This is a genomic window from Dyadobacter psychrotolerans (assembly GCF_004349265.1).
Taxonomy (GTDB): Bacteria; Bacteroidota; Bacteroidia; order Cytophagales; family Spirosomataceae; genus Dyadobacter; species Dyadobacter psychrotolerans.
In genome coordinates this window covers 518,998-545,862 of sequence record NZ_SMFL01000005.1, presented here as the reverse complement: position 1 = coordinate 545,862, position 26,865 = coordinate 518,998, and the positions used below count along the sequence as shown (strand labels likewise).

General features: G+C 40.5%; 21 protein-coding genes and 1 pseudogene. 12 read left to right on the top strand and 10 right to left on the bottom strand.

The window, feature by feature from the left end; genetic code table 11:
• The first annotated feature begins 99 nt into the window (after nt 1-99).
• The 6 genes and pseudogenes from E0F88_RS16595 to E0F88_RS34295 all read left to right on the top strand — a co-directional run bounded on the left by E0F88_RS16595 (nt 100) and on the right by E0F88_RS34295 (nt 4,565).
• On the top strand, nt 100-438 hold the full coding sequence (locus tag E0F88_RS16595; protein ID WP_131959386.1) for a PadR family transcriptional regulator: 339 nt from the start codon (nt 100-102) through the stop codon (nt 436-438).
• Nucleotides 435-3,041: an ABC transporter permease gene (locus E0F88_RS16590; protein WP_131959385.1), complete on the top strand. Its 2,607-nt coding sequence runs from the start codon at nt 435-437 to the stop codon at nt 3,039-3,041. Before E0F88_RS16595 ends, E0F88_RS16590 begins: the two co-directional genes overlap by 4 nt.
• Nucleotides 3,042-3,256: 215 nt before the next feature.
• On the top strand, nt 3,257-3,613 hold the full coding sequence (locus E0F88_RS16585; RefSeq protein WP_131959384.1) for a type II toxin-antitoxin system RelE/ParE family toxin: 357 nt from the start codon (nt 3,257-3,259) through the stop codon (nt 3,611-3,613).
• On the top strand, nt 3,591-3,902 hold the full coding sequence (locus E0F88_RS16580; RefSeq protein WP_131959383.1) for a helix-turn-helix domain-containing protein: 312 nt from the start codon (nt 3,591-3,593) through the stop codon (nt 3,900-3,902). Before E0F88_RS16585 ends, E0F88_RS16580 begins: the two co-directional genes overlap by 23 nt.
• Before the next feature lie 17 nt (nt 3,903-3,919).
• A pseudogene (locus E0F88_RS34300) lies at nt 3,920-4,123 on the top strand (ABC transporter permease); the annotation flags it as partial.
• Nucleotides 4,124-4,403: 280 nt separating this feature from the next.
• Nucleotides 4,404-4,565, top strand: a complete 162-nt coding sequence (locus tag E0F88_RS34295; RefSeq protein ID WP_229213790.1) for a helix-turn-helix domain-containing protein — start codon at nt 4,404-4,406, stop codon at nt 4,563-4,565.
• A gap of 562 nt (nt 4,566-5,127) precedes the next feature.
• On the opposite strand, the gene E0F88_RS16565 is transcribed toward E0F88_RS34295, so the two are convergent.
• A complete protein-coding gene (locus tag E0F88_RS16565) occupies nt 5,128-6,717 on the bottom strand; it encodes a carbon-nitrogen hydrolase family protein (protein ID WP_131959382.1) in 1,590 nt (529 codons plus the stop codon).
• A gap of 356 nt (nt 6,718-7,073) precedes the next feature.
• Here E0F88_RS16565 and E0F88_RS16560 point away from each other — a divergent pair, with 356 nt between their 5' ends.
• Nucleotides 7,074-7,964 carry a helix-turn-helix domain-containing protein gene (locus tag E0F88_RS16560; protein ID WP_131959381.1) on the top strand — a complete coding sequence of 297 codons (891 nt, stop codon included), beginning with the start codon at nt 7,074-7,076 and terminating at the stop codon, nt 7,962-7,964.
• Between the two features lie 46 nt (nt 7,965-8,010).
• Here E0F88_RS16560 and E0F88_RS16555 read toward each other — a convergent pair whose 3' ends face one another.
• On the bottom strand, nt 8,011-8,448 hold the full coding sequence (locus E0F88_RS16555) for a VOC family protein (protein ID WP_131959380.1): 438 nt from the start codon (nt 8,446-8,448) through the stop codon (nt 8,011-8,013).
• A gap of 605 nt (nt 8,449-9,053) precedes the next feature.
• Here E0F88_RS16555 and E0F88_RS34290 point away from each other — a divergent pair.
• Nucleotides 9,054-9,305, top strand: a complete 252-nt coding sequence (locus E0F88_RS34290) for a hypothetical protein (RefSeq protein WP_229213789.1) — start codon at nt 9,054-9,056, stop codon at nt 9,303-9,305.
• 40 nt (nt 9,306-9,345) lie between these two features.
• Complete coding sequence (locus E0F88_RS34285; RefSeq protein ID WP_229213788.1) at nt 9,346-9,570, top strand: GNAT family N-acetyltransferase; 225 nt, start codon at nt 9,346-9,348, stop codon at nt 9,568-9,570.
• 246 nt (nt 9,571-9,816) lie between these two features.
• On the opposite strand, the gene E0F88_RS16545 is transcribed toward E0F88_RS34285, so the two are convergent.
• Nucleotides 9,817-10,335 carry a HEAT repeat domain-containing protein gene (locus E0F88_RS16545; RefSeq protein WP_131959379.1) on the bottom strand — a complete coding sequence of 173 codons (519 nt, stop codon included), beginning with the start codon at nt 10,333-10,335 and terminating at the stop codon, nt 9,817-9,819.
• 305 nt (nt 10,336-10,640) lie between these two features.
• Between E0F88_RS16545 and E0F88_RS16540 the strand changes: the two genes are divergently transcribed.
• Complete coding sequence (locus E0F88_RS16540; protein WP_131959378.1) at nt 10,641-11,378, top strand: SDR family oxidoreductase; 738 nt, start codon at nt 10,641-10,643, stop codon at nt 11,376-11,378.
• Between the two features lie 167 nt (nt 11,379-11,545).
• On the opposite strand, the gene E0F88_RS16535 is transcribed toward E0F88_RS16540, so the two are convergent.
• Nucleotides 11,546-13,168, bottom strand: a complete 1,623-nt coding sequence (locus tag E0F88_RS16535; RefSeq protein ID WP_131959377.1) for an outer membrane protein assembly factor BamB family protein — start codon at nt 13,166-13,168, stop codon at nt 11,546-11,548.
• Between the two features lie 293 nt (nt 13,169-13,461).
• Here E0F88_RS16535 and E0F88_RS16530 point away from each other — a divergent pair, with 293 nt between their 5' ends.
• Nucleotides 13,462-14,079 carry an FEKKY domain-containing protein gene (locus E0F88_RS16530; protein ID WP_131959376.1) on the top strand — a complete coding sequence of 206 codons (618 nt, stop codon included), beginning with the start codon at nt 13,462-13,464 and terminating at the stop codon, nt 14,077-14,079.
• Between the two features lie 175 nt (nt 14,080-14,254).
• On the opposite strand, the gene E0F88_RS16525 is transcribed toward E0F88_RS16530, so the two are convergent.
• Nucleotides 14,255-15,892, bottom strand: coding sequence for an ABC-F family ATP-binding cassette domain-containing protein (locus E0F88_RS16525; protein WP_131959375.1), 1,638 nt, complete (start codon nt 15,890-15,892; stop codon nt 14,255-14,257).
• A gap of 292 nt (nt 15,893-16,184) precedes the next feature.
• Between E0F88_RS16525 and E0F88_RS16520 the strand changes: the two genes are divergently transcribed.
• Nucleotides 16,185-16,574 carry a hypothetical protein gene (locus E0F88_RS16520; protein ID WP_131959374.1) on the top strand — a complete coding sequence of 130 codons (390 nt, stop codon included), beginning with the start codon at nt 16,185-16,187 and terminating at the stop codon, nt 16,572-16,574.
• Nucleotides 16,575-16,610: 36 nt separating this feature from the next.
• On the opposite strand, the gene E0F88_RS16515 is transcribed toward E0F88_RS16520, so the two are convergent.
• From E0F88_RS16515 to E0F88_RS16495, 5 genes are all read right to left on the bottom strand, one after another.
• Complete coding sequence (locus E0F88_RS16515) at nt 16,611-16,883, bottom strand: hypothetical protein (RefSeq protein WP_131959373.1); 273 nt, start codon at nt 16,881-16,883, stop codon at nt 16,611-16,613.
• Nucleotides 16,884-17,426: 543 nt separating this feature from the next.
• Nucleotides 17,427-22,529 (bottom strand): DEAD/DEAH box helicase, encoded by a 5,103-nt coding sequence (locus E0F88_RS16510; RefSeq protein WP_131959372.1) that lies wholly within the window; start codon nt 22,527-22,529, stop codon nt 17,427-17,429.
• Nucleotides 22,526-23,374, bottom strand: a complete 849-nt coding sequence (locus E0F88_RS16505; RefSeq protein WP_131959371.1) for a hypothetical protein — start codon at nt 23,372-23,374, stop codon at nt 22,526-22,528. The genes E0F88_RS16510 and E0F88_RS16505 overlap by 4 nt, the downstream gene beginning before the upstream one ends.
• On the bottom strand, nt 23,367-25,250 hold the full coding sequence (locus tag E0F88_RS16500) for a coiled-coil domain-containing protein (protein WP_131959370.1): 1,884 nt from the start codon (nt 25,248-25,250) through the stop codon (nt 23,367-23,369). Before E0F88_RS16500 ends, E0F88_RS16505 begins: the two co-directional genes overlap by 8 nt.
• Complete coding sequence (locus E0F88_RS16495) at nt 25,240-26,568, bottom strand: hypothetical protein (RefSeq protein WP_131959369.1); 1,329 nt, start codon at nt 26,566-26,568, stop codon at nt 25,240-25,242. The genes E0F88_RS16500 and E0F88_RS16495 overlap by 11 nt, the downstream gene beginning before the upstream one ends.
• Nucleotides 26,569-26,865: the final 297 nt, after the last annotated feature.

Sequence of the window (26,865 nt, the reverse complement as noted above, 5' to 3'; positions counted from 1 at the left end):
TACCTTAAATGCTCAAAGTCAGCCCTAAAAGCCATTTTTCGCCTCTTTGGAAACCTGGCATGCATTTATACTATAAAATACAAACTAATCATTTTTTGAATGCGCAGGACGTATTTGGGAGAATTTGAAGAACTCGTTTTGCTCATGATCGCAATCCTGGACGGGAATGCCTATGGCGTTACGGTCTCGCAGGAAATTGAGCAGCAAACTGGCCGGCTTGTCACTTTCGGCGCGGTTCACAATACACTGATTCGCCTGGAAGAAAAAGGCTTCGTAACCTCAGAACTCGGCGGGGCGACTACCGAGCGCGGTGGCAGACGGAAACGTCTTTTTAAGGTAACGACGTTGGGAAAAAGCGCGATGGAAGATATACAGCAGCTGCGTAACAAGCTTTGGAAATTAATGCCTGATGACACCTTAAAGCTGAGCGGCCTATGAACCAACCACAAGCGCCGCGGTGGGCAAAAACTTTGCTTCGCTGGCTGCACCCTGAAAATACGCTTGAAGAAGTGGAAGGAGATCTGGATGAGTTGTATGCGTATTCGGTTCAGCGTTTCGGAAAACGACAAGCCCTTCTGCGTTATCTGCTTAATGTAGCAACCGTTTTGCCGCCATTTGTTCCCAGGCGTCGTGGCAACAAAAAGTATGAACAATCATTTTCTCATAGCCCTGATATGTTAAAAAATTATTTCAAAATCGCCTGGCGGAACATTGTTCGTCAAAAAGCATATTCTATACTGAACATTGCCGGTTTATCCATCGGCATGGCATGCAGTATCCTGATCCTGTTATGGGTGCAAAACGAGCTGAGCTACGACCGCTTCCATACCCGCGCCGGCCAGCTCTTTCGTCTGACCTGCACGGCCGGTGACTTCAAAACGGCGGTTAGTGCCGCGGGAATGTCCGGGGGATTACAATCGGAGTTGCCGCAGATTACATCCGGGGTACGAATTAGCAAACTTATTCCTATGCTGTTTGAAGCAGGAGAAAAAAAGGTGGAAGAAAAACGCGTCTTTTATGCCGATTCAAACTTTCTGGAAGTGTTTTCTTTTCCTTTACTGGCCGGCAATGCAGCTACGGCCCTGAAAGATCCGGGAGCGATATTGATCACCGAAGAAATTGCCGAGAAATATTACGGCAATCGCGATGCCGTCGGCAAGACCATCCGCATCAACAATAAGGACAACTTTACCATTGCGGGAATTCTGGCTAATACGCCTTCCAATTCGCATTTGCAGTTTGATGTGATCATTCCCATGAAAACCATGGCCAAATGGGACTGGGATTTAAAAAACGACACCTGGGGAAATTTTAACTTTTATACCTATCTCGAACTCGACGAAAAAACGGCCGCATCTGCCTCTGCCCGGCAGAAACTTACGCAGCAGATCGGCAAGATTTTCAAGGACCGTGGTCAGACGATTCAAGTCGACTTCCAGCTACAACCCCTAACGGATATCCACCTGCATTCCAATCTTCAGATAGACCTTCCAGGGCATGGTAACATCCAGTACGTCAACATTTTCTTCGTTGTCGCAATCTTTATTCTGTTCGTCGCCTGCATCAATTTCATGAATCTTGCCACGGCACGTTCGGAGCGCAGGGCAAAGGAAGTGGGGCTGCGTAAGGTGGTTGGGGCCAATCGTCATCAGCTCGTATTTCAGTTCCTGGGCGAATCGCTTATCTTCTCTTTCCTCTCGCTGGTCATTGCGATCGGTATCGTGTTCCTGCTGCTTCCAGTTTTCAAAATGCTGACTGAGAAAACCCTCGCCATTGATCTGCTGGATGGAAAACTGCTGCTGAGCCTGATCGGCATTGCGGTTTTGACGGGCTTGCTTTCGGGCAGTTACCCTGCGTTATTCCTTTCGGGATTCGCGCCTGTAAAAGTACTGAAAGGCAAATTGAGAGTTGCCGGCGGAAACCTGCTTTTCCGGAATGCGCTCGTGGTAACGCAGTTTGTGGTAGCCATTGTGTTGCTCGTAGGAACTGCGGTGGTTTACAAACAGCTTGATTTTATCAAAAAGCGTAACCTGGGTTTTGACAAATCCAACCTGCTTTACCTGCCTATGACCGGCGAGCTGGGTGCAAAAAAGCAAACATTAAAAACATCGTTGGCCCAAAATCCGCTGACGGAAAACTTCACGGTTATCTCAGATATGCCTACAACGCTTGCAACGGGCACCACGGATATAGTTTGGGACGGACAAACCATTCGTAATCAAATCGTCTTTCCTTCGCTGGATGTGGATGAAAATTTTATAAAAGTCTTTAAATCACAAGTGCTGGCTGGCCGGGGTTTCGACAGGGCGTTTTCCGGCGACAGTTCCAATTATATGATCAATGAAAAGGCGATGCAGATCATGGGTATGAACCTGGGTAATGCAGTGGGAAAAAGTCTGAATTTTGGCGACGACAAGGGAACGATCATTGGTGTGGTGAAGGATTTTCACTTCAAATCCCTGCAATATGCCATGGAGCCGCTCATCCTTCGCCTCAACAAATGGGGCGGCGTGGTGATGGTGCGCACCGCTGCGGGCAGTAACGAGCAGACCATCAAAGCACTGGAAAAGATCAATCAAGAGCTCAACCCCGCCTTCCCTTTCAAATTTGGCTTTCTGGATGAGGATCTGGACAATCTTTACCGCAGCGAACAGCAAATGGGAAGCATTTTCAATCTCTTTGCCGGACTGGCCATTTTCATTTCCTGTCTGGGTTTGTACGGACTATCCGCCTTCATGGCCGAGCAGCGCACCAAGGAAATCGGCGTTCGTAAAGTGCTGGGCGCGACCGTCGCCGGCGTTGTGGGTTTGCTCTCCCAGGATTTCCTGAAACTGATATTGATTGCCATCGTCATCGCCTCACCTATCGCCTGGTACGCCATGAACAAATGGCTGCAAGGTTTCGCCTACCAAACCACCCTCGAATGGTGGGTCATCGCCCTGGCCGGATTAATGGCGACTGGCATTGCGTTGTTTACGATTAGTTTTCAGAGTATTAAAGCGGCGCTGATGAATCCGGTTAGGAGTTTGAGGAGTGAGTAGGAAATGAGGTGTTTGGTTGTTGTTTTCGTTTGAATGTTACGGCGTGGAGTCATTAAGGGTAATCGGCTTTTTGTCGGTTGCCCTTTTCTGTTTGTTAGTTTGTTAGTTAGTTAGTAGTTAGTAGACTGCATAAACTTCGAAAACTTGTCGTCGATTTTTTGAAAATGTTACCTAATTAGCTAACTTTACAAAAAATTAGCTGGAATAGATTAGCTATGAGCGCACACTTCATCAGAGAAATCTACTACTACGAAAACCACTATCTTGACTTTTTTGAAAAGTTGAAACCTGAAGTAAAAAAGAAATTCAACTGGACATTACAGCTCATTGCAACGATTGACAGAGTGCCTGAAAAATATTTCAAGCACATGACTAACTCAACAGGTATTTATGAAGTCAGAGTTGAGGTTGGATCTGACATTTATCGTGTTTTCAGTTTTTTTGATAAAGGAAACATGATTATACTGGTGAATGGATTTAATAAGAAAACGCAGAAGACGCCTAAAAGTGAATTAGACCTGGCAGAAAAACTTAAAAAACAGTACTTTGATGAGCAACGAAACTCTAAATAAAAAATTAACTTCTTTTTCCGCACATCTGGACGATCAGTTTGGCAGACCAGGAACGGCAGCGAGAGAGCAATACGAAGAAGAATTTGAAGCCTTCAAATTAGGGGCGATGATTCAGGAGTTACGGAAGAAACAGGGCTTAACACAAGAACAGCTCGCGACCAAATGCGGAACCACAAAAACCTACATTTCCCGTATTGAAAACAACGCCAGCGACATCAGGCTTTCAACTTTGATGCGAATAGTTAGAGAGGGTTTGGGGGGTAATTTGAGATTGAGTGTTACGGGATGAGGAGTGGTGTTGGCGAGTTGGTACTGATCCTCATCGCCTCCCCCATTGCCTGGTTCGCCATGGACAAATGGCTCCAGGGATTCGCCTACCAAACCACCCTCGAATGGTGGGTCATCGCCCTGGCTGGTTTAGTGGCCACCGGCATTGCGTTGTTTACGATTAGTTTTCAGAGTATTAGAGCGGCGTTGATGAATCCGGTTAAGAGTTTAAGGAGTGAGTAGGAAATGAGGTGTTTGGTTGTTGTTTTTGTTTGAATGTTACGGCGTAGAGTTCCTAAGAGTGATTGGCTTCATGGCTGTTAACCTTTTCTATTTTTGTTACATATTCGATTACTTCAAATTGTCTAACTTTAATAAAACCAATGGCAACTCCCTATGAAACAGATTTTAAATAAAAAATTAATTTCTTTTTCCGCACATCTGGACGCACAGTATGGCAAACGAGGAACGGCAGCGAGAGTGCAATACGAAGAAGAATTTGAAGCATTTCCAATAAGGGGTGATGATTCAGGAGTTACGGAGGAAACAGGGTTTAACACAAAAACAGCCCGCGACCAAATGCGCAACCATAAAACCCTACATTTCCCGAATTGAAAATAACGCCAGCTATATCAGGCTTTCAACTCTAATGCGAATTATTAGAGAAGTTTGGGTGGGAATTTGAAATGAATGTGACGGGATGAGGAGTGATATCAGGGTAAAGTTGACGTCAGATCCAGTAGATGAGTACAGGTTAAGAGCTGAACATTTTTCAACCCTTGCCTGTGTCTTCACAGCACTATCGCAAGACGCCACATGACAGATTATTCGATCCTTAAAAACGCTCTCCATAATGCGTCAAAATCCCAAACTCATCCTTTTTAGATTCGTAAAACTCAGCCGATAACCAGCGATAAATTTCAGGACCTGATGCCAGATACCATCGCTCGTGCATCGGATTGTTATGTATATAGTTGATTAGAGTTTCATATCTGAATATGCCTGTTTTTTCACCGGAACATGACCCGATGCTGCCGGGAAATCATTCAATCTGAAACACTTTTAAATATACCTGCTGCACCAGTCGAAAATACTTGCCACCGTAGTCGCGCCAGTACAAGATCTCAGTAAAATTGATAGTAAAAGAAAAATGAGAAGCAATCAAAAAAGCCCACAATCCGAAAGATTGCAGGCTTTTGAGTATTTATACAGCCCGATGTTTTAAACAGCTCTGTTGCAACATGCCTTTATATATTCAATTGTACATTAGGCTCGGATTCTTTGCTGTTTTTGTTTTCGATTTTACGCAGGATTGAATAAATGTCTGTTCTTCTGTCTTTTAAATTCCGGACACTTCCAAATTGATTTAATTCGCGTAACATATCAATATCCACGTCGGCGATCAGGATCATTTCTGTATTTGGAGTCGCTTCGGCTTTTATTCCGTTGGTAGGAAACGAAAAATCACAGGGTGTAAAAACCATCGACTGGGCATATTGAATATCCATATTGTGTACTTTTGGCAAATTGCCAACACTGCCGGCGATGGCAACGTAACATTCGTTTTCAATGGCCCGGGCCTGCGCACAGTTTCTTACCCTTGAGTAACCATTCTGGGTATCGGTCAAAAAAGGCACGAATAAAATGTTCATTCCTTCGTCTGCTAAAATGCGGCCCAACTCGGGAAACTCAACATCATAGCAAATAAGGATACCTATCTTTCCGCAATCCGTATCGAAAGTTTTGATGGTATTGCCACCCTGCATACCCCACACCTTTGCTTCATCCGGAGTAACATGTAATTTCTCAAATCGCTCGATCCCCCCATCCCTTTTGCACAGATAACCCACATTGTAAAGAACGTTATCGACGACCTCGGGCATGCTTCCGGTTATGATATTAATATTGTAAGAAATGGCCAGATCGGAAAAACGGCTTACAATTCTCTCTGTATATTCTGCTAACTTTCTGATGGCATCCGGCTCTGCAAGATGATTATAGTCAGACATCAAAGGCGCATTGAAAAACTCCGGAAACAACGCAAAATCACACCGGTAACCCGATACCGCATCCACAAAATATTCCACCTGCTGCATGAGTTCATCAAAATCATTATATAGCCTCATTTGCCACTGGATCAGTCCTAACCTGATGATTGTCTTTTTGAAGGCAGCCTGGTCTGAGATTTTCTCAAAGTAAACATTATCCCACTCCAGCAGTACAGCGTATTCATTGGAGTCTTTATCGCCTTCCAGGTACCCCTGCAAAATCCGTGCAGGGTGGAAATCGTTCGACAACTGAAAGTTTAATACGGGATCGTGAATTTCCTTATTTCGTACTTTGTCAATGTACTCTCTGGGAGAAAAGCTGTCGGAATACTGATGGTAATTCGGGATCCTGCCACCAAAAACGATTCCTTTCAGGTTTAATTTCTCACAAAGCTCTTTTCTGTAATCATATAAACGCCTTCCCAACCTGAGGCCTCGAAACTTGGGGCGGATGAATACATCAATCCCGTATAATACGTCTCCTTTTTTGGTGTGGGTATTGAAACTGTAATTTCCGGTAATCTGCCTGTACGTGTGCTTAGAATCAACATTTTCGTAGTCAACGATAATGGATAAAGCGCACCCGGCCAGTTCATCATCTACTCTTATACCTACCTGCCCCTCGTGAAAAATATTGATCAGTGTTCTGATGTGATGTTCTTTCCAATATGCATTAGGCATGGAGGAATAGGTTTCAATCATCATTTCTTTGATCTCCTGATAATCTTCCGGTTTTAGAAATACCAGCTCGATATTCTCAATTGATTTTGTGTCTTTGTTTGTTTCCATAACGTGTTACTCTGTTTTACCTGCTTTGGTCAGGTTAATACCGGAGATTGGTTTTGTTGTAGCGGTTAATTAAATGTTGATTGTTAATTGCCTTATTATACAAAAAAAAGCCAGCTGTGGCATCTTCTAAATAATAGACCCGGCTAAATTGCGCACAATAAAGAGAGTAACAAAGAAAGAGTCAGGAAGTTTCGTTAAAACGGTAGCAGTGGTGGAAAACTGCCACAGACGAAATGTATTCAAACTCGATACTTTCTATTATATGACAAGATAATGCTTACAGATAAAAAACCAGCTGCCATATCAGAATGTTCATTTTGTAAAACAATCTCCCCCCAATTCCGTACATTCAACACATGAATACAATCAAAAACAATCAGGATGTGCCTGTTTTTTCTCTGGAACATGATCCGGTGATGAAGGGAAAATTGTTTAGTATTAAGCAATTTGAAGGTGTGCGGCCGCATCAGTCGGAACTGCTGGTGCCGCACAGAAAGGATTATTACCTGTTTGTATTTGCCCGCCGCGGCGGCGCGCGTTTCTGGGCCGATATGGCGTCCTATGAAACCAAAGACAACACCTTCTACTTAATGGGTCCCAACCAGGTGATCGTCAAAGAAGAACCGAAATGTATGTGGGGGACGGCACTTGCATTTGACAAGCAGTTCCTGGCATTGCACGATAATGACTCACTGGCCCGGCTGCCAATTGTCCGCAACGAGCAAAACGCCAATGAATTGATTTTATCAGAAGCAGACATCACGTTCACCGAAGATATGCTGGCAAAAATCCTGAAAGAATACAGTGAACCCGGCGAGTGGCAGCAAAGAATGATTACGGCTTACCTGATGCTATTGCTCACTTATCTAAGCCGGCTGTACAGCGAGCAGTACGAGAATTTTACGCCAGCAAACGATAAGTCGCTGCTGAAAAAATACCAGACAGCCATTGAAGAGAACTTCCGCGAAATTCATCAGGTGAGCGAATATGCCGCATTGCTTTACGTGTCACCCGGTCATTTGAGAGACGTCATCAAAGCACAGAGCGGAAAACCGGCCATCGCTCACATACAGGAGCGCATGGTGCTCGAAGCGCGACGGATGCTTTTCCACACCGAATATTCATTAAAAGAAATCGGTTTCGACCTTGGTTTTTCGGACGCATCCTATTTCAGCCGCTTCTTCAAAAGGGAAACGGGCGTGACACCGGCAGAGTACCGGGCACTTACCCGTGAAATGTATCAGTGATGGTGTGGCGATTTGATGTTGGAAACCATACAAAATGTGATGTGACTTATACTTTCCCGTTATATTTTGGGTCAAAATCCACCATCCATTCAATACCATATTTGTCTCTGAACATGCCAAAATAGGAACCCCAGGGACTGTCATCAATGGGCACTTCAACACTTCCGCCTGCCGAAAGCCCGTTAAATAATTTGTCTGCTTCTTCACGGCTTTCCGCGCTGACCGAAATCTTGGACCTGTTTTCATTTTCATTCACCGGCCCCAAAAAATCCGGAACATCATTGCCCATCAGCACGTTCTGACCTATAGGCAAGGCAATGTGCATGATCTTGTTTGCATCATTTTCTGCTACCGGGTTCTCCGGGCTTTCCATATCTTTTAATCGTACAATCATTGCGAATTCTCCACCAAATACAGATTTGTAAAAGTTAAATGCTTCTTCAGCATTTCCGTTGAAGTTGATGGATGGATTGATAAGTGCCATATTTTCCAGTTGTTTTGTTGTTAATAATTGATTGGTTTGCTTGGTCTTTCAAAGCAACGTTTTGTTTTACCAGTAGACAGTTGCCTTGCTGTTTTCCGGACATCAAAAGAATATTTTTTTAAATACTTTTTTCCCATCTCCAATTGCATATTTCTCTCAATGCAAAGGTAAAATGGTGTATTCATGATATAACAGAAATTCAGATAATTACCAAAGGAGCCGGTTCAGTTTCAATACTCGTGTTTTTGTATTTATGGTAGTTTTGCCAAATTGAGCTTAATTATTATTTTTGCTTCGTTGAGCTAAAACTCTGTAACAGAGCCCGCAGCAGCAGGACGACCTGCCTCATAATGAGAACCGAATAGGGACGGCCCGGCCTTAAAAGGTCAAAGTCATGTTCCGGGCTTATTCAGTTTCTATCAACCTGTCAGCGTTTGTCTGGCCATACTTTTTAGAACAGCCTGATTGTTTTACCAGGTTTATCCACACAACCATTATTTTTGCTGCAAAAGCGCCAACAATTGTTTGCTTCGCGCAGCCCCTTTGTTTATCACGGGCGGTCTCCTACTTAGAAAGTCTTGTGTTATTAAACATCCATCATTCAAATGAATCAGATAACTATAAGCCAGGTCAGCCTTGAAGATCTTGTAATCTTACAGCAAATTGGCAGAGAAACTTTCTATGAAGCATTTGCAGAGGCCAACACGGAAGCCAATATGCAAAAATATCTCGCAGAAAATTTCAGCGAAGAAAAAATAACAAAAGAGCTGCGAAATCCGGAATCTCAATTTTTTATTGCCTGGGATGACAAAAAGCCTGTTGGAAATTTGAAAGTAAATTCGTCAGGCTCAAACTGAAATAAAAGATTTAAACTCGCTTGAAATTGAGCGGATTTATGTGAAAAATACCTATCATGGAAAAAAGGTTGGACAACTTTTATATGAAAAGTCAGTCGAGTTCGCCCGGCTTCAAAAAAATGATTACGCCTGGCTCGGTGTCTGGGAAGAAAATCCGAAAGCCATTCGGTTCTACGAAAAGAATGGTTTTGTTGCTTTCTCCAAACATATTTTTCTGTTTGGTCAGGATGAACAGACAGATATCATGATGAAAAAAGTGTTATAGCAAAAACTTTTCGGATAGCGGCCATTAAACATTGCTTAAAGACGTATCTGATACTAAGGTGCGAAATTTACCCGTGACGGTATCTCAATTTGATGTCGGATCCGTAAAAAAATGTGATGCGCCTTATACTTTCCCGTTATATTTTGGGTCAAAATCCACCATCCATTTGGTACAGAATTTGAAGTTAATGGATGGCTGAGTGCCATACTTCCGATTGTTCTGGTTTTATAATTTGATTTTGGTATATTATTTTTTAACTATTTTTAATGCATCAATATACTTTCTCCTTACGCCGTTGTCTTCCTCTTTTTCGGACAAAGCCTCCATTTTTGGCAGTAGTTTTTTATTATTTTCAGTCTTCAATTTAAGTATTTCAGCCAATGCATAAGCCGTCGCCCAACGAACTACTGTGCCTGTGTTTTCCGCATTTGGCAAAAGATTGTTGATCGCCCGGTCCAGTTGCGCTGGAAAAAGTTTAGCGATGTTTCCTATCACTTTTGCACTTTCCCATTTTATCCTTGGTTCCTCATCTTTCAGTGTTTTGATGACATAATCCATAAGACTTTCGTCAGCAATTTCCGGTCGTTTTTTTGTTGCATATTCCACCGCTTCAATACAAGTTGCTTTATCAGTCGCTTTTTGCTTTTCAGCATAGGCAAGTAATTCTTTAATTGGCAATTCGCTGGTTGTCAGCCAATCTCCAATTGTTAAAACTTTGCCTTTTGCCTTTATAGTCTTGTCCTGAAATACAAGTTCAATTTTCATCTGTGAATTCGTTTATCAATCCTGTTAATCTATCTTTTTTTTAGGTTTATACTTAACTCCGAGATCGACGCATTTTCGATAAGGAAACAAATTGTGTATTCTAAACAAAAAAAGCATTGACCGATCCTAATTTACTCACCATGAGCCGCATAGGATCATATCACAAACATCCGATTCAAAAGCCCCACGCCCCACTGAAATAACTCCTCACACCCACCAGCGAAATGTACCAGTGAAACTGCGCAATGTGTATCATCTGCTTTTATGTGGCAAGCTAATTTTGTCCCAACATAAAAAAATGAACTATGAAAACCGTATTGATAACAGGTGCTAATAAAAGTATCGGATTTGAAACCGCCAGGCAGTTGCTAAAACTGGGCTATTTTGTATACATCGGCAGCCGCGATCTGCAAAAAGGCGAGCAGGCAGCGGAACAGCTCAAAGAAGAAGGTTACGATCAGGTTGAAGCCATCTCAATTGACGTCGATAACCTGGATTCCATTAAAGCCGCGCGACAGTTTTTGGGTAGTAAAATCGAATCGCTGGATGTGCTGATCAACAATGCAGGCATCAGCGGAGGTTTTCCGCAAACAGCCGGTGAAGCAGATATCAGCATTTTCCGGCAGGTATTTGAGACCAATTTTTTTGGAGCCATTGAAACCACTCAGGCATTTCTGGACCTGCTAAAAAATTCGGAAGTGCCACGGATTGTCAACGTAACGTCAGGACTGGGATCGCTCACCCTGCACAGTGACCCAAACTGGAAGTATTATCATGTTAAGGGTGCATGTTATACCGCATCCAAGGCAGCACTGAATGCCTACACGATCGTGCTTGCTTATGAGCTGCGCGAGACGGCTTTTAAAGTAAACGTGGTCGATCCTGGCTACACCGCCACAGACTTCAACCATCACAGCGGACCGGGAACCGTTGAAGATGCCGCAGTCCGATTAGTAAAAGCAGCTACATTACCAGGAGACGGCCCGACAGGCCAGTTTTTCAGCGATGACAATGTTCCGGAGACCGGTATTAGTCCGTGGTAATTTCATGCGGTTCTAAATAGAAAGATCCTGCGCGTTCACCGGGCAGGATCTTTCTATAACACGGCCAGTTTTTTGCTTTGATGATACAAATTCCGTTTTCTTCGCTGTTCTAATAAATTGCCCCTGATCTTCTGGCTTAAAATGCAATCCGCATAAGTATTCACAAATTAACGTTCTTGCTGATTCCCGAAGGAATTGCCTACGGAACTCATGAACGGGCTTAAATCAAACTCAACAATATTAAAGTTAGGTTTTCGATAATAAAACCTTTTCCCAAAACGCGATGCTGAAACAGGAACTTCACAATGAGCGACTGGCAGGTTGTCTGTTTTACTTACAATAAAGGTTTCCCTGGCGTTGCCAAGAAAACGGAAATCGATGTTTTCAAAATACTTCCTGTATATCGTATTTTCATTCACCTTCCCCAGGTGTTCGAAATCATTGTTGAATTTTAAAACATCACCGGCTTCCGAAAGTATATAATAATGCTCCCGGTCAAGGCTTAGCTGGGAACAAACCGAGTCTTTTTTCGAGAACCATTCGTCTGTAACAAAGGAATGCATCTCGACTCCGTCCTGCATATCAATCATACTTTTTCTGGTAAGCCCGTCGGGAGAAAACTCATGAATTTCCAGTTTATCGCGGTATAACAGATACAGTTCGTTGCCCTGAACCATGTAATCAGTAAAATAATTTTTGCGTTCATCCCAAACTTTTATAAAAAGCTGATGGCCGGTAGTCGCATCAAAGGCCGCAATAAATGGAGTTCCAAAACGAGCCGGACGGCCTAGCTTCATCGCATAACCATTATTAATCAAGTACAGTACGTTTCCTTCCTTAAATAAGTGTGATTTACTGGTCTGCTTATCGTTCAGTTCGGTTGACCAAATCGTTTTTCCATCCATCGAATGGCTGCTTATCCTGTTCTTTGCGGCGAAGAAAACCATATCCTTTTCAAAGACCGGATTGGAAGAAATATCCAGAAATATGTTCGTATATCCACCTCCGCCATACGGCCCGGCATAACCATAATATGCTGCACCGCCAAGCGCTCCGCTGGCAGCGCCCATGGCCACACCAGTCAGCACCGCCAGACCAACCTGCTTCATATCCACTTTTTCTGCGTACGAAACCCTGTCGATATCCCAGCCGTATCCATCGGTAATTTTTACCAGATGTAAGCCGGATGATTTAATCAGCGCAGTTTCATGATCCAGCATTTCCAGATTCTCCCAGCCATAAATACCCGGCACATTCCGGTTCCAGACTGGCTTTCCATTTTCAAGATCAATACCTTGCATGATTTTATATCCCCCTTCCTGCAGATTGTAACATAAAGCACGGTTGAGTTCTGGAAAAATTTTAAAGGCAACACCTTTTGATGTCCAAAGCGGCAGGCCAGTTTCGGGATTTAGTCGTTCCAGCTTGTTGCCCCGTTGCTGGAGTATTACATTACCCGTCATCATCAACTGGCTTTGAGCATATTTAAATTTCTTCTGCCACTTGGTCTGGCCGCTGGCCGCATCAAAAACCATCACTTCGCCCTTAAATGTCCACATCGCTTTGTTTGGATTTTTCTTGCGGAGCATTACAGCAAACGATGACTCATCAGCGAGCCTATGAATACGATATACAGGCATTCCAAAACTTAATTCCCGGCCAGTCAGAAGTGTATTGGTCCTAAAATCGGTTCCGATCTCCAGATTGTTGAACAGGGGTTGAACTCTGGATTGTGAAAACGCGCTGACAACAGAAGACAGCAACAAAAAAAGTATTAACCTTTTTTTCATATAAATAATAAAACTGATGAGAGAGGTGTTTTGATTGCTAAATATCGATATTAATCAGGAAAATTACCTCAGATGTAACCGGATTTAATTATTTAACTGAGACTTGAACAAGGTACCAAACAGAACTGAACAGGAATAATACAATGCACTCAATAAAATACAGCAGGGGCATATCACAAATCTCACAATTCATACTTTTTTTGTAGAGGTTTAATATATAATTATTTTATATATATTATTTTGTTTAATTTAATAGATCGGATGCAAAGGGAATCCCGAAAATTTTGTTCACTATGAAAAAACTGCTGATAATAAATACTGTGATAATTCTTTTGCTGTTTATAGCAGCCAACTTACCTGACTATTACAGCAATAATCAGTTGTCTAATAGTCTAATAGACTCGTTTATCCACTTCGAATGGTTAATTTTTTCAGGCATATTAATGGCAGGTGTCCTCCTTGCTTCCTTTTTGGGATGCATTCCATTTAAAAAAATTCCCTATAAGCATCGTTTTCTGAGAGTGAACATTTTTATTGACATCGTATTTCTCCTCTTTTTAGCATATACCGGCGCCCTGGCAATGCTTGATGCCAAAAAGGAAATGGACGTATTATTGGTGGAGTACAGGATCAAAGCTGAATCTGATATCAAAAACGGACTTATTACTTATGAAACAGCCGGCCTTCCATGGCTGTTAGATTCAGCTGCGGAGGCGAGAGACAAAAAAGTTGACAGTATTATGCTGACCTATGGCATTGCAAGGAGAAATGCCGGATGTATCGTTTCTGGTCCACTATTGAGGGCGCAATCTTACTATGAGCAGCTTACAGCATCATACCTTGATCAGAGAAATGGTCCAGCTTGGGAACATCGAATGAACAGGCAAATTGACAAAGTAAGAATTGAATAATTCCAGCGGGGACCTCTTACTTTTGTATTGAAAAGGTCCAGAAAAACCGCTCCGGTCTCTCTGGACCTTTTCTTGCAAAAAAGTTTGATATTACTAACATTTCAGCTTGTTGACCTAACCAGACAACAACACCGTTTAAAGAGCAAACCGAAAACTGTCAGACAAAAATCATTATCTACCTGGCAAGTTGCAGATCTGCTATACTTTTAATCCTGTTACGTTCCAGAAAGGCATCAATCGTTTCAAAGTGCTCAATTACACGCTTATCCTTAAACTCGAAAACCTTCTGAGATAAACCTTGTAAAAAATCACGGTCGTGGGAAACCAGCACCAGCGTTCCGTCAAAGTTTCTAAGTGCTTCTTTCAAAACATCCTTTGATTTTAAATCCAGGTGGTTTGTAGGCTCATCGAGAATCAACAGGTTTACAGGTTCCAGAAGCAACTTCACCATTGCAAGCCGCGTTTTTTCTCCTCCTGACAACACACTTACTTTCTTGTCGATATCTTCGCCCTGAAACATAAAGGCTCCCAGAATATTTTTGATCTGGGTTCTTACATCTCCTTCTGCAACCTCGTCGACCGTCTGAAAAATAGTCAGATTGGGATCTAATAAAGACGCCTGGTTTTGCGCAAAATATCCGACCTTGGTATTATGTCCAAGCTGGCAGGTTCCATCCACATCGATCTGGCCCATGATAGCCTTGATCATCGTAGATTTCCCTTCACCATTCCGGCCCACAAACGACACCTTTTCTCCTCGTGAAATGGACATGCTGGCATTGCGGAACACAACCTGATCTCCGTAAGATTTTGACACATCTTTTACGGTTACCGGATAGTCCCCAGACCTTGGCGATGGCGGAAAACGAAGTTTCAGTGCTGAATTATCGATTTCATCAATTTCAATAATTTCAAGTTTTTCCAACATGCGTTCACGGGAGGAAACCTGGTTGGTTTTAGAGTAAGTCCCGCGGAAACGTTCGATAAACTGCATATTATCTGCAATCATTTTCTGCTGTTCCTGATACGCCTTGACCTGATGTGACCTGCGCTCCTCACGCAATACCAGGTAATGGGAGTAGTTGGCTTTATAGTCAAAAATCCGTCCCATGGTTACTTCAATGGTACGGTTGGTAATATTGTCGATGAAGGCACGGTCGTGAGAAATTACCATTACGGCGTTTGCCTTATTAACCAAAAAGTCTTCCAGCCACATTACCGATTCAATATCAATATGGTTGGTAGGCTCATCAAGCAAAATCAGGTCTGGCTTTTGCAAGAGTATTTTGGCAAGCTCAATACGCATACGCCACCCTCCGCTGAATTCCTTTGTCTGCCGTTGAAAATCTTCCGGCCTGAATCCCAAACCTTTCAAAGCTTTCTCAACCTCGGCATCATAGTTAACTTCTTCCAGCTGATAATATTTTTCACCAATTTCGGTAACCTGTTCGATGATTGCCATATATTCATCGCTCTCATAATCTGTGCGGGTTTCAAGCGCAAGATTCAGTTTTTCCATTTCGGCACGCATTTCAAAAACCTGTTTGAATGCTTTGGCTGCTTCTTCGAAAACGGTACAATTATCTTCGGTAAGTAGATGCTGTGGCAAATAAGCAATTACGGCATCCTTTGGTGCACGCACATGGCCGCGATTTGCTTTTTGTTCACCCGCAATAATTTTCATCATTGTGGATTTACCAGCACCATTTTTACCCATCAGGGCTATTTTATCAGTAGGATTGATAACGAAGGAAACTTCGCTAAAAAGGACAGAACCGCTAAATTCAACGGCCAAATTTTCAACTGTAATCATCTTCACATTTTTTGAAGCCGCAAAGGTACGATTATACGATTGAAAGAAACGAAAAAAGTCGATCGTTCTCAAAAAACATTAGAACTGCGCACTGTAAGTATTCCGAACGACAAACGAAAATATTGATTGATGATTTTCGCAACTGGAAAGTCCGCCGCGAAATTTCAGAAACCGTTTAATAACTGATCATGTCATTTCAATAATTCATAAAGGGATCTCATCCACTCTGTCGGAAATAAAATTACGTATCAAAATATATTGCAGCATATATGAACACTTTAAATTAATTGTTATGTCAAAATGGGTCCTAATTCCTGCCTTGCTTCTGCTCATCGTTTGTAGTGGCTGTAAAGAAAATGAACCGACTTTCGATTTTAATATCAGCGCAACCACGTGGAAGGGTAACCACACCCGTGGAAGTAGTACTTCCCAATATACTTTGATATTTATTGCAGGAGGTAATCTGGAAGGAAATCTAAATCTTAATGGACTGCCACAAAAAATTACCGGCACCTGGACTCAGGATAAAAACAAAGTTTCCGCAAATTATTCCGTGCAAGGATATACGGGTACCTGGAGAGGCGAAGGCGCGATCAGCGACAATAAAACAGAAATGCAGTTTAAAGCCTTCCATTCCACAAGCACCACTTTGGACTATACCATGAATGTAATGTTGCAATAAGTTTCGCCTAATCATTATATACTTTTTCAAGCTGGGCTATTTTTTCCTGTTTGTTATCCAGTGCTTTAAAACCACCTGCATGGACGACATCATATCTTTTAGTTCTTTTCCGTCGTGTACCTTCAACATGAATATATCCGACTTTACCTTGGGACCCCTGAAATCATAATTTTTCATTACACCCGCTATTTTACCCATGGGATAATTCTCATAAGAAAACAGCTCCTTTCCGACAGCATTCTCTTTTTCCGGCGGGACTCGAATCCCATCGGCGAACCGCCGCGATCCCATGCGCGACAAACGATGCAAATAAAAAAGCCTTTAAATCTTTCGATCAAAAGGCTTTTGTTGTATCAGGCGGTCTGGGGGGTACGGCCGTCCGGCGGGACTCGAATCGTATCGGCGAAACCGCTACGATCACAGGCATGATGCAAATAAAAAAGCCTTTAAATCTTTCGATCTAAAGGCTTTTATTGTTTCTGGCGGTCTGGACGGGACTCGAACTTAATCAATACACTACTGTATATCAATTGATTACAAATACCTATATTTCAAAACTACACGATTTACGCACTGATTTTCATTTGACATTTCAGAAAACTACATGTGCATTTTCACAAACTATCCTGTTAGATTTATCCTAATTCTTATATAGCAATTCTAGTTACTATAAAGTTACAAAAAAACAAGTTTTGACAAAACCTAAATCGTTATTGAAGTGAATTTTTTTCGATTTCCAATCCAAGCTCCCTTTATATTCAAGTCATAAGTAGCAATTATTGAGGGAAATATGATATTGCCTATTGAAGAATTTCGGTATCGATTTAAAAACGGTTTTACTTGATTAGATTATTAACTCAGTATCTCAACGATTCCTTTTTCCACTGTTACATTATGCTCCTTTAACTGTGCGAAAATTTCCTGAATATGTGCTTGTGACCAAAAAGGGTGGGTAATTAAAAAAGTTCCGTCGGTACCTTTGACAATATGAAATTCTTTTACCTTTACTTGAATACCACCCCATTTATTTTCCACGAGTTTATATACATAATCTTCAAAATAATCTATCCAATACTCCTGCGCGAAATGCAGGCTTGCGTCTGGATTTGAGCTTAACTCGGCAAGGTCTAATGCTAATCGCCAGTTTAGAAACGCATGTTTGTCCTGATTATAATAATCTTTTAAACAGTCATAACAGGCTCCTCTACAATTACTATGATCTTTGTTGTAGAGAAGTTCATAAATTTTACCTCCTTTTAGTAAAGGCTTAATAAAGGTTTCATTTGGAACTTCGGGATCTGAAATACCATTCAGATAGTTACAATATCCTGCTCCATTTTGCGCTCGTTCGACGATGTAGATTTCGTGTTTTAAATTTTCAGGAGATACCCGATATCCAACATCAAACTCATTAGTCTCTATATCAAGGACATCGCAAATTGATTTTCTGATGAGATATGCCCAGGATAAAAAGACTGCAGGTTGGTGTAAATCGAAGGTTGTAAATTCATAGTGATGACTATTGAAATTTTCAATTGATAACGTTATTACACCAGTATGTTTTGATGATATCAAAACATAATCCTCTTCACTACGAACCAAACTGTAATTTTGAGTTGGAACACCATTTTTTCTTAGCGCTTCTTTTACAACCCATCGATTTGTTTTTCCTTGTTTGCCAAATTTGAACAATTTGCCTTTGTTGTCGTTGATTTGGTGTACACGGCCACTTTCTGGAAGTTGGTTTGACTTAATAATTAAGTTTTTAGCTGTTGGACTAGGTTCTAAGTTTGAATCCGGATCAAGTTTCACTTCTCCGGCGCTTGAGTTCCATTCAAACCTGCCGTCAAAATCATCAGGAGTAGTATCATAATCTACGCAAAAGCCTAAAGGGGACATGGCGTTGAAAGATTCCAAAGAGCTTTTGCAAATGCGACATTCGCTGTTGGTATTTGATAAATAAACTGTGTTGCAACCAGTACATTTAAAAATGCCTCCTTTCAAAACTCCCCTTCCATCTACTTCATCCACTGCTCCTCCAACTTGTTTATAATGTACCACACCAACGGGCTTCAAGATAACTTTGTCTTTAATAACTTCGCTTCCAGGAGAAAACATGGAAATTGCTAAATCTAAGTCTCTGGAAACAATATCTGTGGCAGGTAGCTTTTGAGGCTCGCTTTGGTATAAATTTCTTGACTGTGTCGGAAATCCAAACATCGGCAGAATACCTGCACTGGCTAAGCGTTCACTTAAGTCAAGTTGTGTATATTTTTCATTGTCATTTGCTATTGCCGCTATTTTCTCATATAAACTACTTTTTATGCTTTTTTGAAAAATTTGTTCTTTTGAGCCATTTACATCTGTTCCAAACATCATATCCCCGATGATTTGGATTACTTCATCCTGATGATCTCTGATGTAGCTAACTAATGTGGCCTGGTTCTGGTCCCACTCAAATGATTTCCCAAAGCTTCCATGTACACTTTCACTGGCAAAATCTTTATCCTTAAAAGCCTGGTAAAGAATTTCTTTATTAATTAAACGCAGTAATATCTCCTCTCTTTCCATCTCGACGTAAGGATCGGGAGGGATGGCCGAAACCATGCGGTATGATTGATTGTAATGTGTTTGATCGTGGCTGTTTGCTCTGGCGACGGTCAAGGCAATGGACATCGGATTTCCGCGTCTTCCAGCCCGTCCAACTCTTTGTTGGTAGTTAAAACGTTGGGGAGGCACGTTACCCATCATTACTGCCGATAATGATCCAATGTCCACCCCGGCCTCCATTGTGGTAGTAACACTTAGTAAATCAATTTCCTCAACCAGTTGTGTTTCAGTATCAAATACCCGGCCTTGAAATAATCGCTGTCTCTTTCTTAGATCGGCCTTATCAGTCTGGCCAGTTAATTCCTCACAATGCAACCTTCTAAAATTTCCTTCTAGTGAATTGGCAATATGCAGATAATAATTACTTCTAAGAATCTCCCAAGCGTCCATTACTAATACTTGCCTCAATCCTTTATTGAAACAGCTTGTACAGATGTCCCGGTAATTTACTAAATGAATATTGTCACATTTTACACAGATATATGCCAAGTCTTCATCTTTTGCAAGTATAAAACTTAAGTTACTACCGGACAGAGACATTCTTCCTGCTTCTATTAGCTGATTTTCCTTTAAAACTCGGAAAAGGTTTTCTTTACATGAATGCTTATTACCTTTAAAATTTAAAACCTTCCGCGCATAAACCCACCACTTTTTTGGCATAGAATCAGATGGAGCTCCAAATTTTGAGATTCTCCGATTCTCCCCTAAAATTTTTATCGAGTTGCTTACAAATTCTAAATCTAATCCGTGTAAATCCTTCATCTGTCTAGGGGGCGTTACCCTCCCAATTGCCAAGGATTCAAATGATCGGCGATTGCCAGCGAATAGGCTGCTTAAAACCTCTCGTCGTAAATTGGAAGTAATATTCCTTTTTAGATCTTTGTCGTAATCATCAGATTGCATCGGGACATTTTTATCGTAATAATCTTTAAACCAAGGCTTGTTTAGTAAAGTTTTGCTAATGGAATCAAATGGTCCGCCAGGATTTATGCCTGCGTTTAGTAATCTGTTGAATAGTTTCTGATAAACATCTTCAAATGGCAGGCCATTGCTTTCATCCAGAACTGCCTTTATAGAATTCAATTCGTTTAATTCACCATCATATAAGTAATCTTCAATTCGATTATAAATTTTTGTCAAATACGTATTTTCTCTAATGACTTTTCTTTCTTCACGTGAGAGGGTAATTCCGTTTAACTGTTTCAGTAGTAACTCCCGACCAATGTTTCCCTCATGGACGGTACTCTTTAGAAGCGCTCTTAACACATCGCGATAATGATCAATTTCTATTCCAGCAGCTAATTTTGCCGCGGCTTGTCTACTATCTGAAAACAATACCAGTTTTGCGTTCTTGGGGTTATCCACCGACAAAAGTCCCATCAACGCGTCTGCCATAAGTTGATTCACTTTCTGCACACCTGTAAAATGATTAACTATCGGCGTGAATGTATTTTCGGTCACATTTTTTTCTTCAACGCCAGAATCACACGTGAGGCAAATGTTTGGAAACAATGAAGAGTAATCCTGCGGTCTGTCAAAAATCTTAAATTCTCCAAGATTAGTTTTTTGATAGAGACCAGTTTTATGGTCAAATTTCGCTGGTTTCCAGATTTTTTTTAATGCCTCGTCCTCCGTTCCGAATTCGGCCTCGTCAAGATAAAATACCTGGTAAGATTGATCCTCCGCTGAAAGACTCTTTTCCAATTTTACCTTTCGCGCTCCTTCAGAATGATTCGTCCAGCCACCAAAATAAACATCTCCGCAAGTTCTACAGGTAAGCAATTCCAGTACCACACTTCCACAAGCACATCTATTTTGAGGTCTACGATAAAGCTTACCAATACTTCGCCCATCAAAATGAAAACGAACATCCGTCTCTGTACAATTTGAATTGGTACAAGCCCATATTCCTTGAATATTTCGAAAAAACAGATGTACTCTTTGTGGCTGCCTATTTCCACCTTTACTATCGTTTAATCTGCCCAACGCACCCAGAATAGATTCTAATGCATCTAGCGCCAGTTTCGATTCTGGTTCTTCAAAAAGATCTATTACAATTTCCTCTGAGCTTTTTGGCTTATCAATTGACTGTTTTAGCCGATCTAATAATTTGTACTTTTCAAATGTTTCGGTAATTTCAGTTTCTGACATTTGATCCAGATTGAGAAAATCTAAGGGGTTTAGTAATTCAGTACTCCTTAGGGTAGGCACAACCTTAGTGTCTCCAATTATTGCGAAATTCTCAGATGCAATACCAAAAAAGCCAGAAATAAACTTATCCGCTCTCGTCGTTTTTTGCATTGATGCACTGGAACATAAAAATTGGACTTGCTTTGAATCGGGCCTTAACCCCAGTCGTCTGAGTAGCAAACGGATCAAATAAGCAACCTCACTTCCGCTCGTTCCCCTGTATGAATGCAACTCGTCTATAACAAGATGAAAAACATTTTCCTCATCTTCTTCGAGCCAAGCTTTTGTTTGTTCAAAAATACTTTGCTCACTTTTTCGAAGTAGCATGATATTCAACATACTGTAATTCGTAATGAGAATATCTGGTGGAGTTTCCTGCATACTCCAACGATCCCATAGCTCAGTATTACGGTCTGTATTTGTGATATCATACAAATAGTCATCATTCTTGTTCTCCTCAGCCTGTTTTTTTGCCTGTTCCCATTCCTCTTCCAGCTCGGACTTTATTTTTTTCAGGTCGCTCTTTTTACCCTTACTGTTACTTCTTGAGCCGGTAACTGGCGTATTTCCTGTATATCGTCCAAAGGTAATTGTCTTCCCAAATGTATTCTCTGCGAGCCAATCATTCACAGCTTCACTATCTAACCCACTTCTCAGCCTTCGCATTTGATCTTCGGCAAGAGCGTTCAAAGGGTAAAGAATTAAACCCCTCACTGCGAGGGTAGATTTCTCTTTTTTTAGTTTTTCTTTTAAAATATCGTATGTCAGTGGTAACAAGAAACATTCTGTTTTCCCAGAACCCGTCCCTGTAGTCACGATAAGATGTTTGCGCTCAACTAACGCAGCCTTAATAGACTCAAATTGGTGAATGTAAATTTTTCTTTCCTCATCTTTGTCAGCACCAAACAATCCCACCTGTACAAATTCGGCAAATCTACTATCCAGGTCTAATTCCTTGCAAGCTGAACTGATTGTGCCGTACTGTTGGTATTTTGGAGTCAATTCTATGATGGGAAGCTTTGCAATGGCGTTTGGTTCATCGAAGAGCTTACGTCGCTCATCTTCCAGTTCCTTTCGTTTTAAAGGTATCCCGGTGTCAATATATTTGGTATATAGCTCCTTAATTTCTCTCCATATTTGGAAGGCATTGCTCATATTTTATTGATCTTATGATGAAATATTTTATTAAGACATTTAAAATCCAGCCTTGATAAATGGTATTCTCGCGATAGGGATATTTTACCGGTTTCTAGTATGTGATTGATAAAGAGAAGTCTCTCTAAAATTATTGGAAAACCATATGCAGTTGTCTTCAAAATTTGACTATTAGAATTGTACTCTAAACCTTTTATGTGTGAAAATCCATTTATTGAATGCAACATTACTGCGAGATTAAATTTTTCGAATTCAGGTGCTTCAAATTGAAAATATTTTGCTCCACTCAATTTTACTATGTATTTGAACAGGAATTGGTTCGACCCTATGCGAACCTTGAACAGAGTCCCGCCTTCAATCTTAGAATTTCTCCATCCAGTAGCTGTGTAGCATTCGATAGATTCGCAATCTTCGGGGCCTTCTGCCCATTCCTTAAATGAGTTACCAATAATACTTCTAATATCAGGAATGGCGCGTACAACATTTCTGAATTCGAAAGGTTGAGCTATATCATTCTCCAAATAAGCCATAGAATTGTATATTACCTTTAATCCAAGAAGACTTTCAATAACAGATTCATCAGTGATTTTGGGAAAATTGATACCAAGGTTACAATCTCGGCCCTTAATAAGAATTGATGGGCTCAATCCATATGTATGTTTTCCCACCAATTCGATTAATCCATACTTGAGTAGATTATATAGTGGTATATATTTTAAGAATTTATTTTCGTCTGTTTGGGGTTCAATTCCTTCAAGCACTCTTTTGATACGATTAAAGGAAATACCATCTTTCTCATTATTATGAACGAAGTATTCGTATAAAAACTCTGTTGATCTAGTCATTATATTCCTCAAAGAAGTCCTGTGCAAGGCTGATGTCCTCTGGAAAACCCAAGTCGTCCAGCATATCTTGGACAGATTCAATAGCCAAAATTTGGATAGGAAAAAAGCGGCCGACGTTAAATGGTTTTATCGGAAAATCCTGCAAAACTGCCCAACCGTCAAATGTGTCTTTAAATAGCTTAAGTCCAAATTCTCCCTTTTGCCCTACTTTTAGTGGGGTACATATGATGTAAAGATTCGGAGGAATGGGGTTAGTAAAACCTGGAATGCTTTGACGGATACCGCTAATTACATCCAATAGGGGTTTGGCATAACACTCAATGCTGGCCAGATTAATGTCCTGTAAAATGAGAAAATGGAATTGATTCGGATGCTTAGTAGCAGACTCCCATGTATAAGCCAGACCATTTTCAAACAAACTTTGGAATTTAATCCAATCTGGCTCAACCTGTTGGATAACAACTTTGGAATTTCCGAAGAGCTTGGCAAAAAATATTACAAGCATCTCATTTTTCACTATCAGATACTTGTGAGATAACAATAGATGAAATGTACTTCTGAACATGTCTCCATTTCCAATATTGGATTGTCTTGTGAGGGTCAACATTTGATTGTAATCTTCAAAGTACTCTTGCTCTGCAGACACATATATTTGCTCCTCATATGTAGAAATGGCATGGGTCTCTACTTTTTTCCTATCGGCAACCTCTAAAATTTGGCAATGTATTTTTATGTCAGAGATTAATCTCTGTTTTTGTTCTGATATATAATTTATTTCTTCTAATAAGTCATACTTTGCTATTTCAATCTCAGCTAATTGGCTTTTTATCAAAAATAGGTCATCATTATATTTTTTTATAATACGCTGATCCTTTTCAATTATCTCAACAAGGGTCCTTCTATTTTTTTGAAGATCTCTTAATTCGTTTTCCTGATAAGATTTTTCACTATCAATTTCGTTTTGTTTTAACTTCTCATAATCAATTAATCTTAGCTCAATTGAATTTCTGATCTCCTTCTCGAACTCAGTTGAATACTTTTCGAACGTTTCATTAAAAACATTTCTCCACTCATCCGTTAAACTGCTCAAATTTTTAACCTCCTGAAAATTAAACTCCAAGCCGCTAATGAACTTTCTCACGCGATTGAACCTTATTTTATCCAATTCGTTATCAACTTCTATTTTATCGACAACTCTGATAATTTGGTTGATTTGAGAACCTAGCTCCCCAAAATCCCTTATCTTCCCTTTCAGCCAGTCCAATATTTGCCTTCTATCCATACAATCTACATCTCCCAAACTTTCATTTTTGGGAGGGTGCAGAAACAAATACATCAAGTCGTCACTCTTGATAATTGACAGACTATCCAAACTGAATTTAGAAATTTCCTTTCCTGATCTTGGCTCAACTTTGCCACCGACAAACCTCAGTGGCCCGTAGGCATAATCTTTGTCCTTAATGTAGAAAACTGTCGAATCTAAAATATTTTGACGGGTTCCACTTATTCTATATTCTATTTCATTTAAGTTTATGGATTTTCCATTCTCCAGAAAAACCGCTGACTCGAAATCTAGTAGCTTTGCTCCATACCTGGAAATTTTGGAATGGTGAACAATGAGGTCCTTCTCTGGGACTTCAATGAGCTCCTTAACGTTTATCTCTACGAGGTCGCCAATCGAAAATTCGCCGGTTGCATTTAGCCGTGGATTGTAAACAAATCCACTTGTTGGAAATTCTTCTTGAATATTGAATTCATCAAATATTAAACCTTTACCACTATTGTCATTATCTCTGAAAGATTTTACCCTAATTCGCCCGCCAAGTTTATTATCAGCAATTCTTTCTACCACACCATAAATTAAATCAATGTCCATTCTTCACCACGTTTAATATTTTAAGTAATTGGTTGTCAGTTTCTTTTACAATTTGTCCTCGACAAGTCCCTAGCCAAGCGCGCATAAGGGGTAACTGGGATTTTTGAGATGGTGCAATTAATCTCGCGCCCTGCAAGTGATGATCTTGAACGAATGGGACCATTCGAATAACATTCCAGCCTGCATTACGTGGTTCAATTTTATCAAGCAGTTTCGTTTTGGAAATTACTCTGAATTTCAAGTCTGTAAAACCCGGTATGCGAACCTTGTACTCGCCAATCTTTACTTTATCCCGTTCATATTCTTGTTTTGTTCCTTCGTGATATACAGAGTATATTATTTGTAGGTCAATAGGTTCTATGTGAGGACCAAAGCCCTCAAAGTACTCAAATCGCCTGGAAACTTTGAATCCCCTGAGTTTAATTGGGTAAGGCTGTCTGACAAAGTGACGTAGAGCTTCTGGGATGTTCGCTGAATCATAAAATTGCACCTCGAACAGTACTAGTTCGCTACATAGGGATATAGGTGAATAGTTTGAAAGTAGAAATTGTTCAATTTGGCGGTTGTAACCACGATTAAGCACAAAAATTAGCTTCTCACCTAGTTGAGAATCTTTGGTAAGTTCAAATTCGTTTTCATATCCATCTATTTCTTTAAAAATCAGGATATTATTTCTTAAAGTTGTTTTGTCTCTAAACGGTAACTTGAAAAGATTAGAATTGGGGAGGACGATTTTTTTATTGAGATAAAATTCATAAGTATTGCCGTTTTTTATCAACAGTAGATCAACTTCACTTGTGTCGTCTTTCTGACCAAAAGCAGCCTTACCAATTTTATCTTTTTCGGGATAGTTAATATTTTTCCAGTTACCACAGAAGAAATTGAAGATTTGAAGCTCAGCTAAGTCATCGACTTCTTGCCAGTTCAATTTCTTATTATTAATTCTGGTAAATAACGAATTATTAGCCAATGGCCTAAAGTCTTCCAAAAAGCAATCTTTGGAAATTGGTGATTCACCCATTTCTATTTTTCTGAAAATATCAATATACTCTTTTAAGTCTTCTGCATTAAGAATTACTTGGCTAAGCGGAAATTGAGTATATCTGCCTTTATATTTTTTGTTTTCAGGAAGCGTAATGGATATGCCTTTTGTTCTCAGATATCCTGACGACCTCATCCATATATCCTCCTGAACAGAAAGTCCGATTCTAATTTCTTCAGAAAATCGTTGCTGAAGATTTGAAACTGTATTAAGTCCTACAAGAGGTAGGAGTTGATTTTGGTAGTCTTTGGCATTGATGGCCTCAGAATTCTCCATTTTACTGGCCGCATAACACTGTAGTGCAATCAGTCCAAAGTATAGTGGAATTTTGTTATGAGTATCTTGTCTCAATAATGAACTCCAATTATCACTGTTTATTTCCCTGAAATGAAAGATAGTCGAAGACGAGCTATTTTCGTACGACCTAAGAAAATCATCAATATCGTTTGCGTCAATACATAAATTACCTTTAGTGTTTTTCTTGAACCTATTCAGATAGTATTCGTGAGCCCATTTGTTGAAATCTCTATATTTAAGAACCACGTGATTTTGGGAGGGATAATTTTAAATCTT

Coding starts and splice junctions, on each gene's coding strand:
- E0F88_RS16595 (WP_131959386.1), top strand. CDS start 100: ATGCGCAGGACGTATTTGGGAGAATTTGAAGAACTCGTTTTGCTCATG.
- E0F88_RS16590 (WP_131959385.1), top strand. CDS start 435: ATGAACCAACCACAAGCGCCGCGGTGGGCAAAAACTTTGCTTCGCTGG.
- E0F88_RS16585 (WP_131959384.1), top strand. CDS start 3,257: ATGAGCGCACACTTCATCAGAGAAATCTACTACTACGAAAACCACTAT.
- E0F88_RS16580 (WP_131959383.1), top strand. CDS start 3,591: ATGAGCAACGAAACTCTAAATAAAAAATTAACTTCTTTTTCCGCACAT.
- E0F88_RS34295 (WP_229213790.1), top strand. CDS start 4,404: ATGATTCAGGAGTTACGGAGGAAACAGGGTTTAACACAAAAACAGCCC.
- E0F88_RS16565 (WP_131959382.1), bottom strand. CDS start 6,717: ATGGAAACAAACAAAGACACAAAATCAATTGAGAATATCGAGCTGGTA.
- E0F88_RS16560 (WP_131959381.1), top strand. CDS start 7,074: ATGAATACAATCAAAAACAATCAGGATGTGCCTGTTTTTTCTCTGGAA.
- E0F88_RS16555 (WP_131959380.1), bottom strand. CDS start 8,448: ATGGCACTTATCAATCCATCCATCAACTTCAACGGAAATGCTGAAGAA.
- E0F88_RS34290 (WP_229213789.1), top strand. CDS start 9,054: ATGAATCAGATAACTATAAGCCAGGTCAGCCTTGAAGATCTTGTAATC.
- E0F88_RS16545 (WP_131959379.1), bottom strand. CDS start 10,335: ATGAAAATTGAACTTGTATTTCAGGACAAGACTATAAAGGCAAAAGGC.
- E0F88_RS16540 (WP_131959378.1), top strand. CDS start 10,641: ATGAAAACCGTATTGATAACAGGTGCTAATAAAAGTATCGGATTTGAA.
- E0F88_RS16535 (WP_131959377.1), bottom strand. CDS start 13,168: ATGAAAAAAAGGTTAATACTTTTTTTGTTGCTGTCTTCTGTTGTCAGC.
- E0F88_RS16530 (WP_131959376.1), top strand. CDS start 13,462: ATGAAAAAACTGCTGATAATAAATACTGTGATAATTCTTTTGCTGTTT.
- E0F88_RS16525 (WP_131959375.1), bottom strand. CDS start 15,892: ATGATTACAGTTGAAAATTTGGCCGTTGAATTTAGCGGTTCTGTCCTT.
- E0F88_RS16520 (WP_131959374.1), top strand. CDS start 16,185: ATGTCAAAATGGGTCCTAATTCCTGCCTTGCTTCTGCTCATCGTTTGT.
- E0F88_RS16510 (WP_131959372.1), bottom strand. CDS start 22,529: ATGAGCAATGCCTTCCAAATATGGAGAGAAATTAAGGAGCTATATACC.
- E0F88_RS16505 (WP_131959371.1), bottom strand. CDS start 23,374: ATGACTAGATCAACAGAGTTTTTATACGAATACTTCGTTCATAATAAT.
- E0F88_RS16500 (WP_131959370.1), bottom strand. CDS start 25,250: ATGGACATTGATTTAATTTATGGTGTGGTAGAAAGAATTGCTGATAAT.
- E0F88_RS16495 (WP_131959369.1), bottom strand. CDS start 26,568: ATGGAGAATTCTGAGGCCATCAATGCCAAAGACTACCAAAATCAACTC.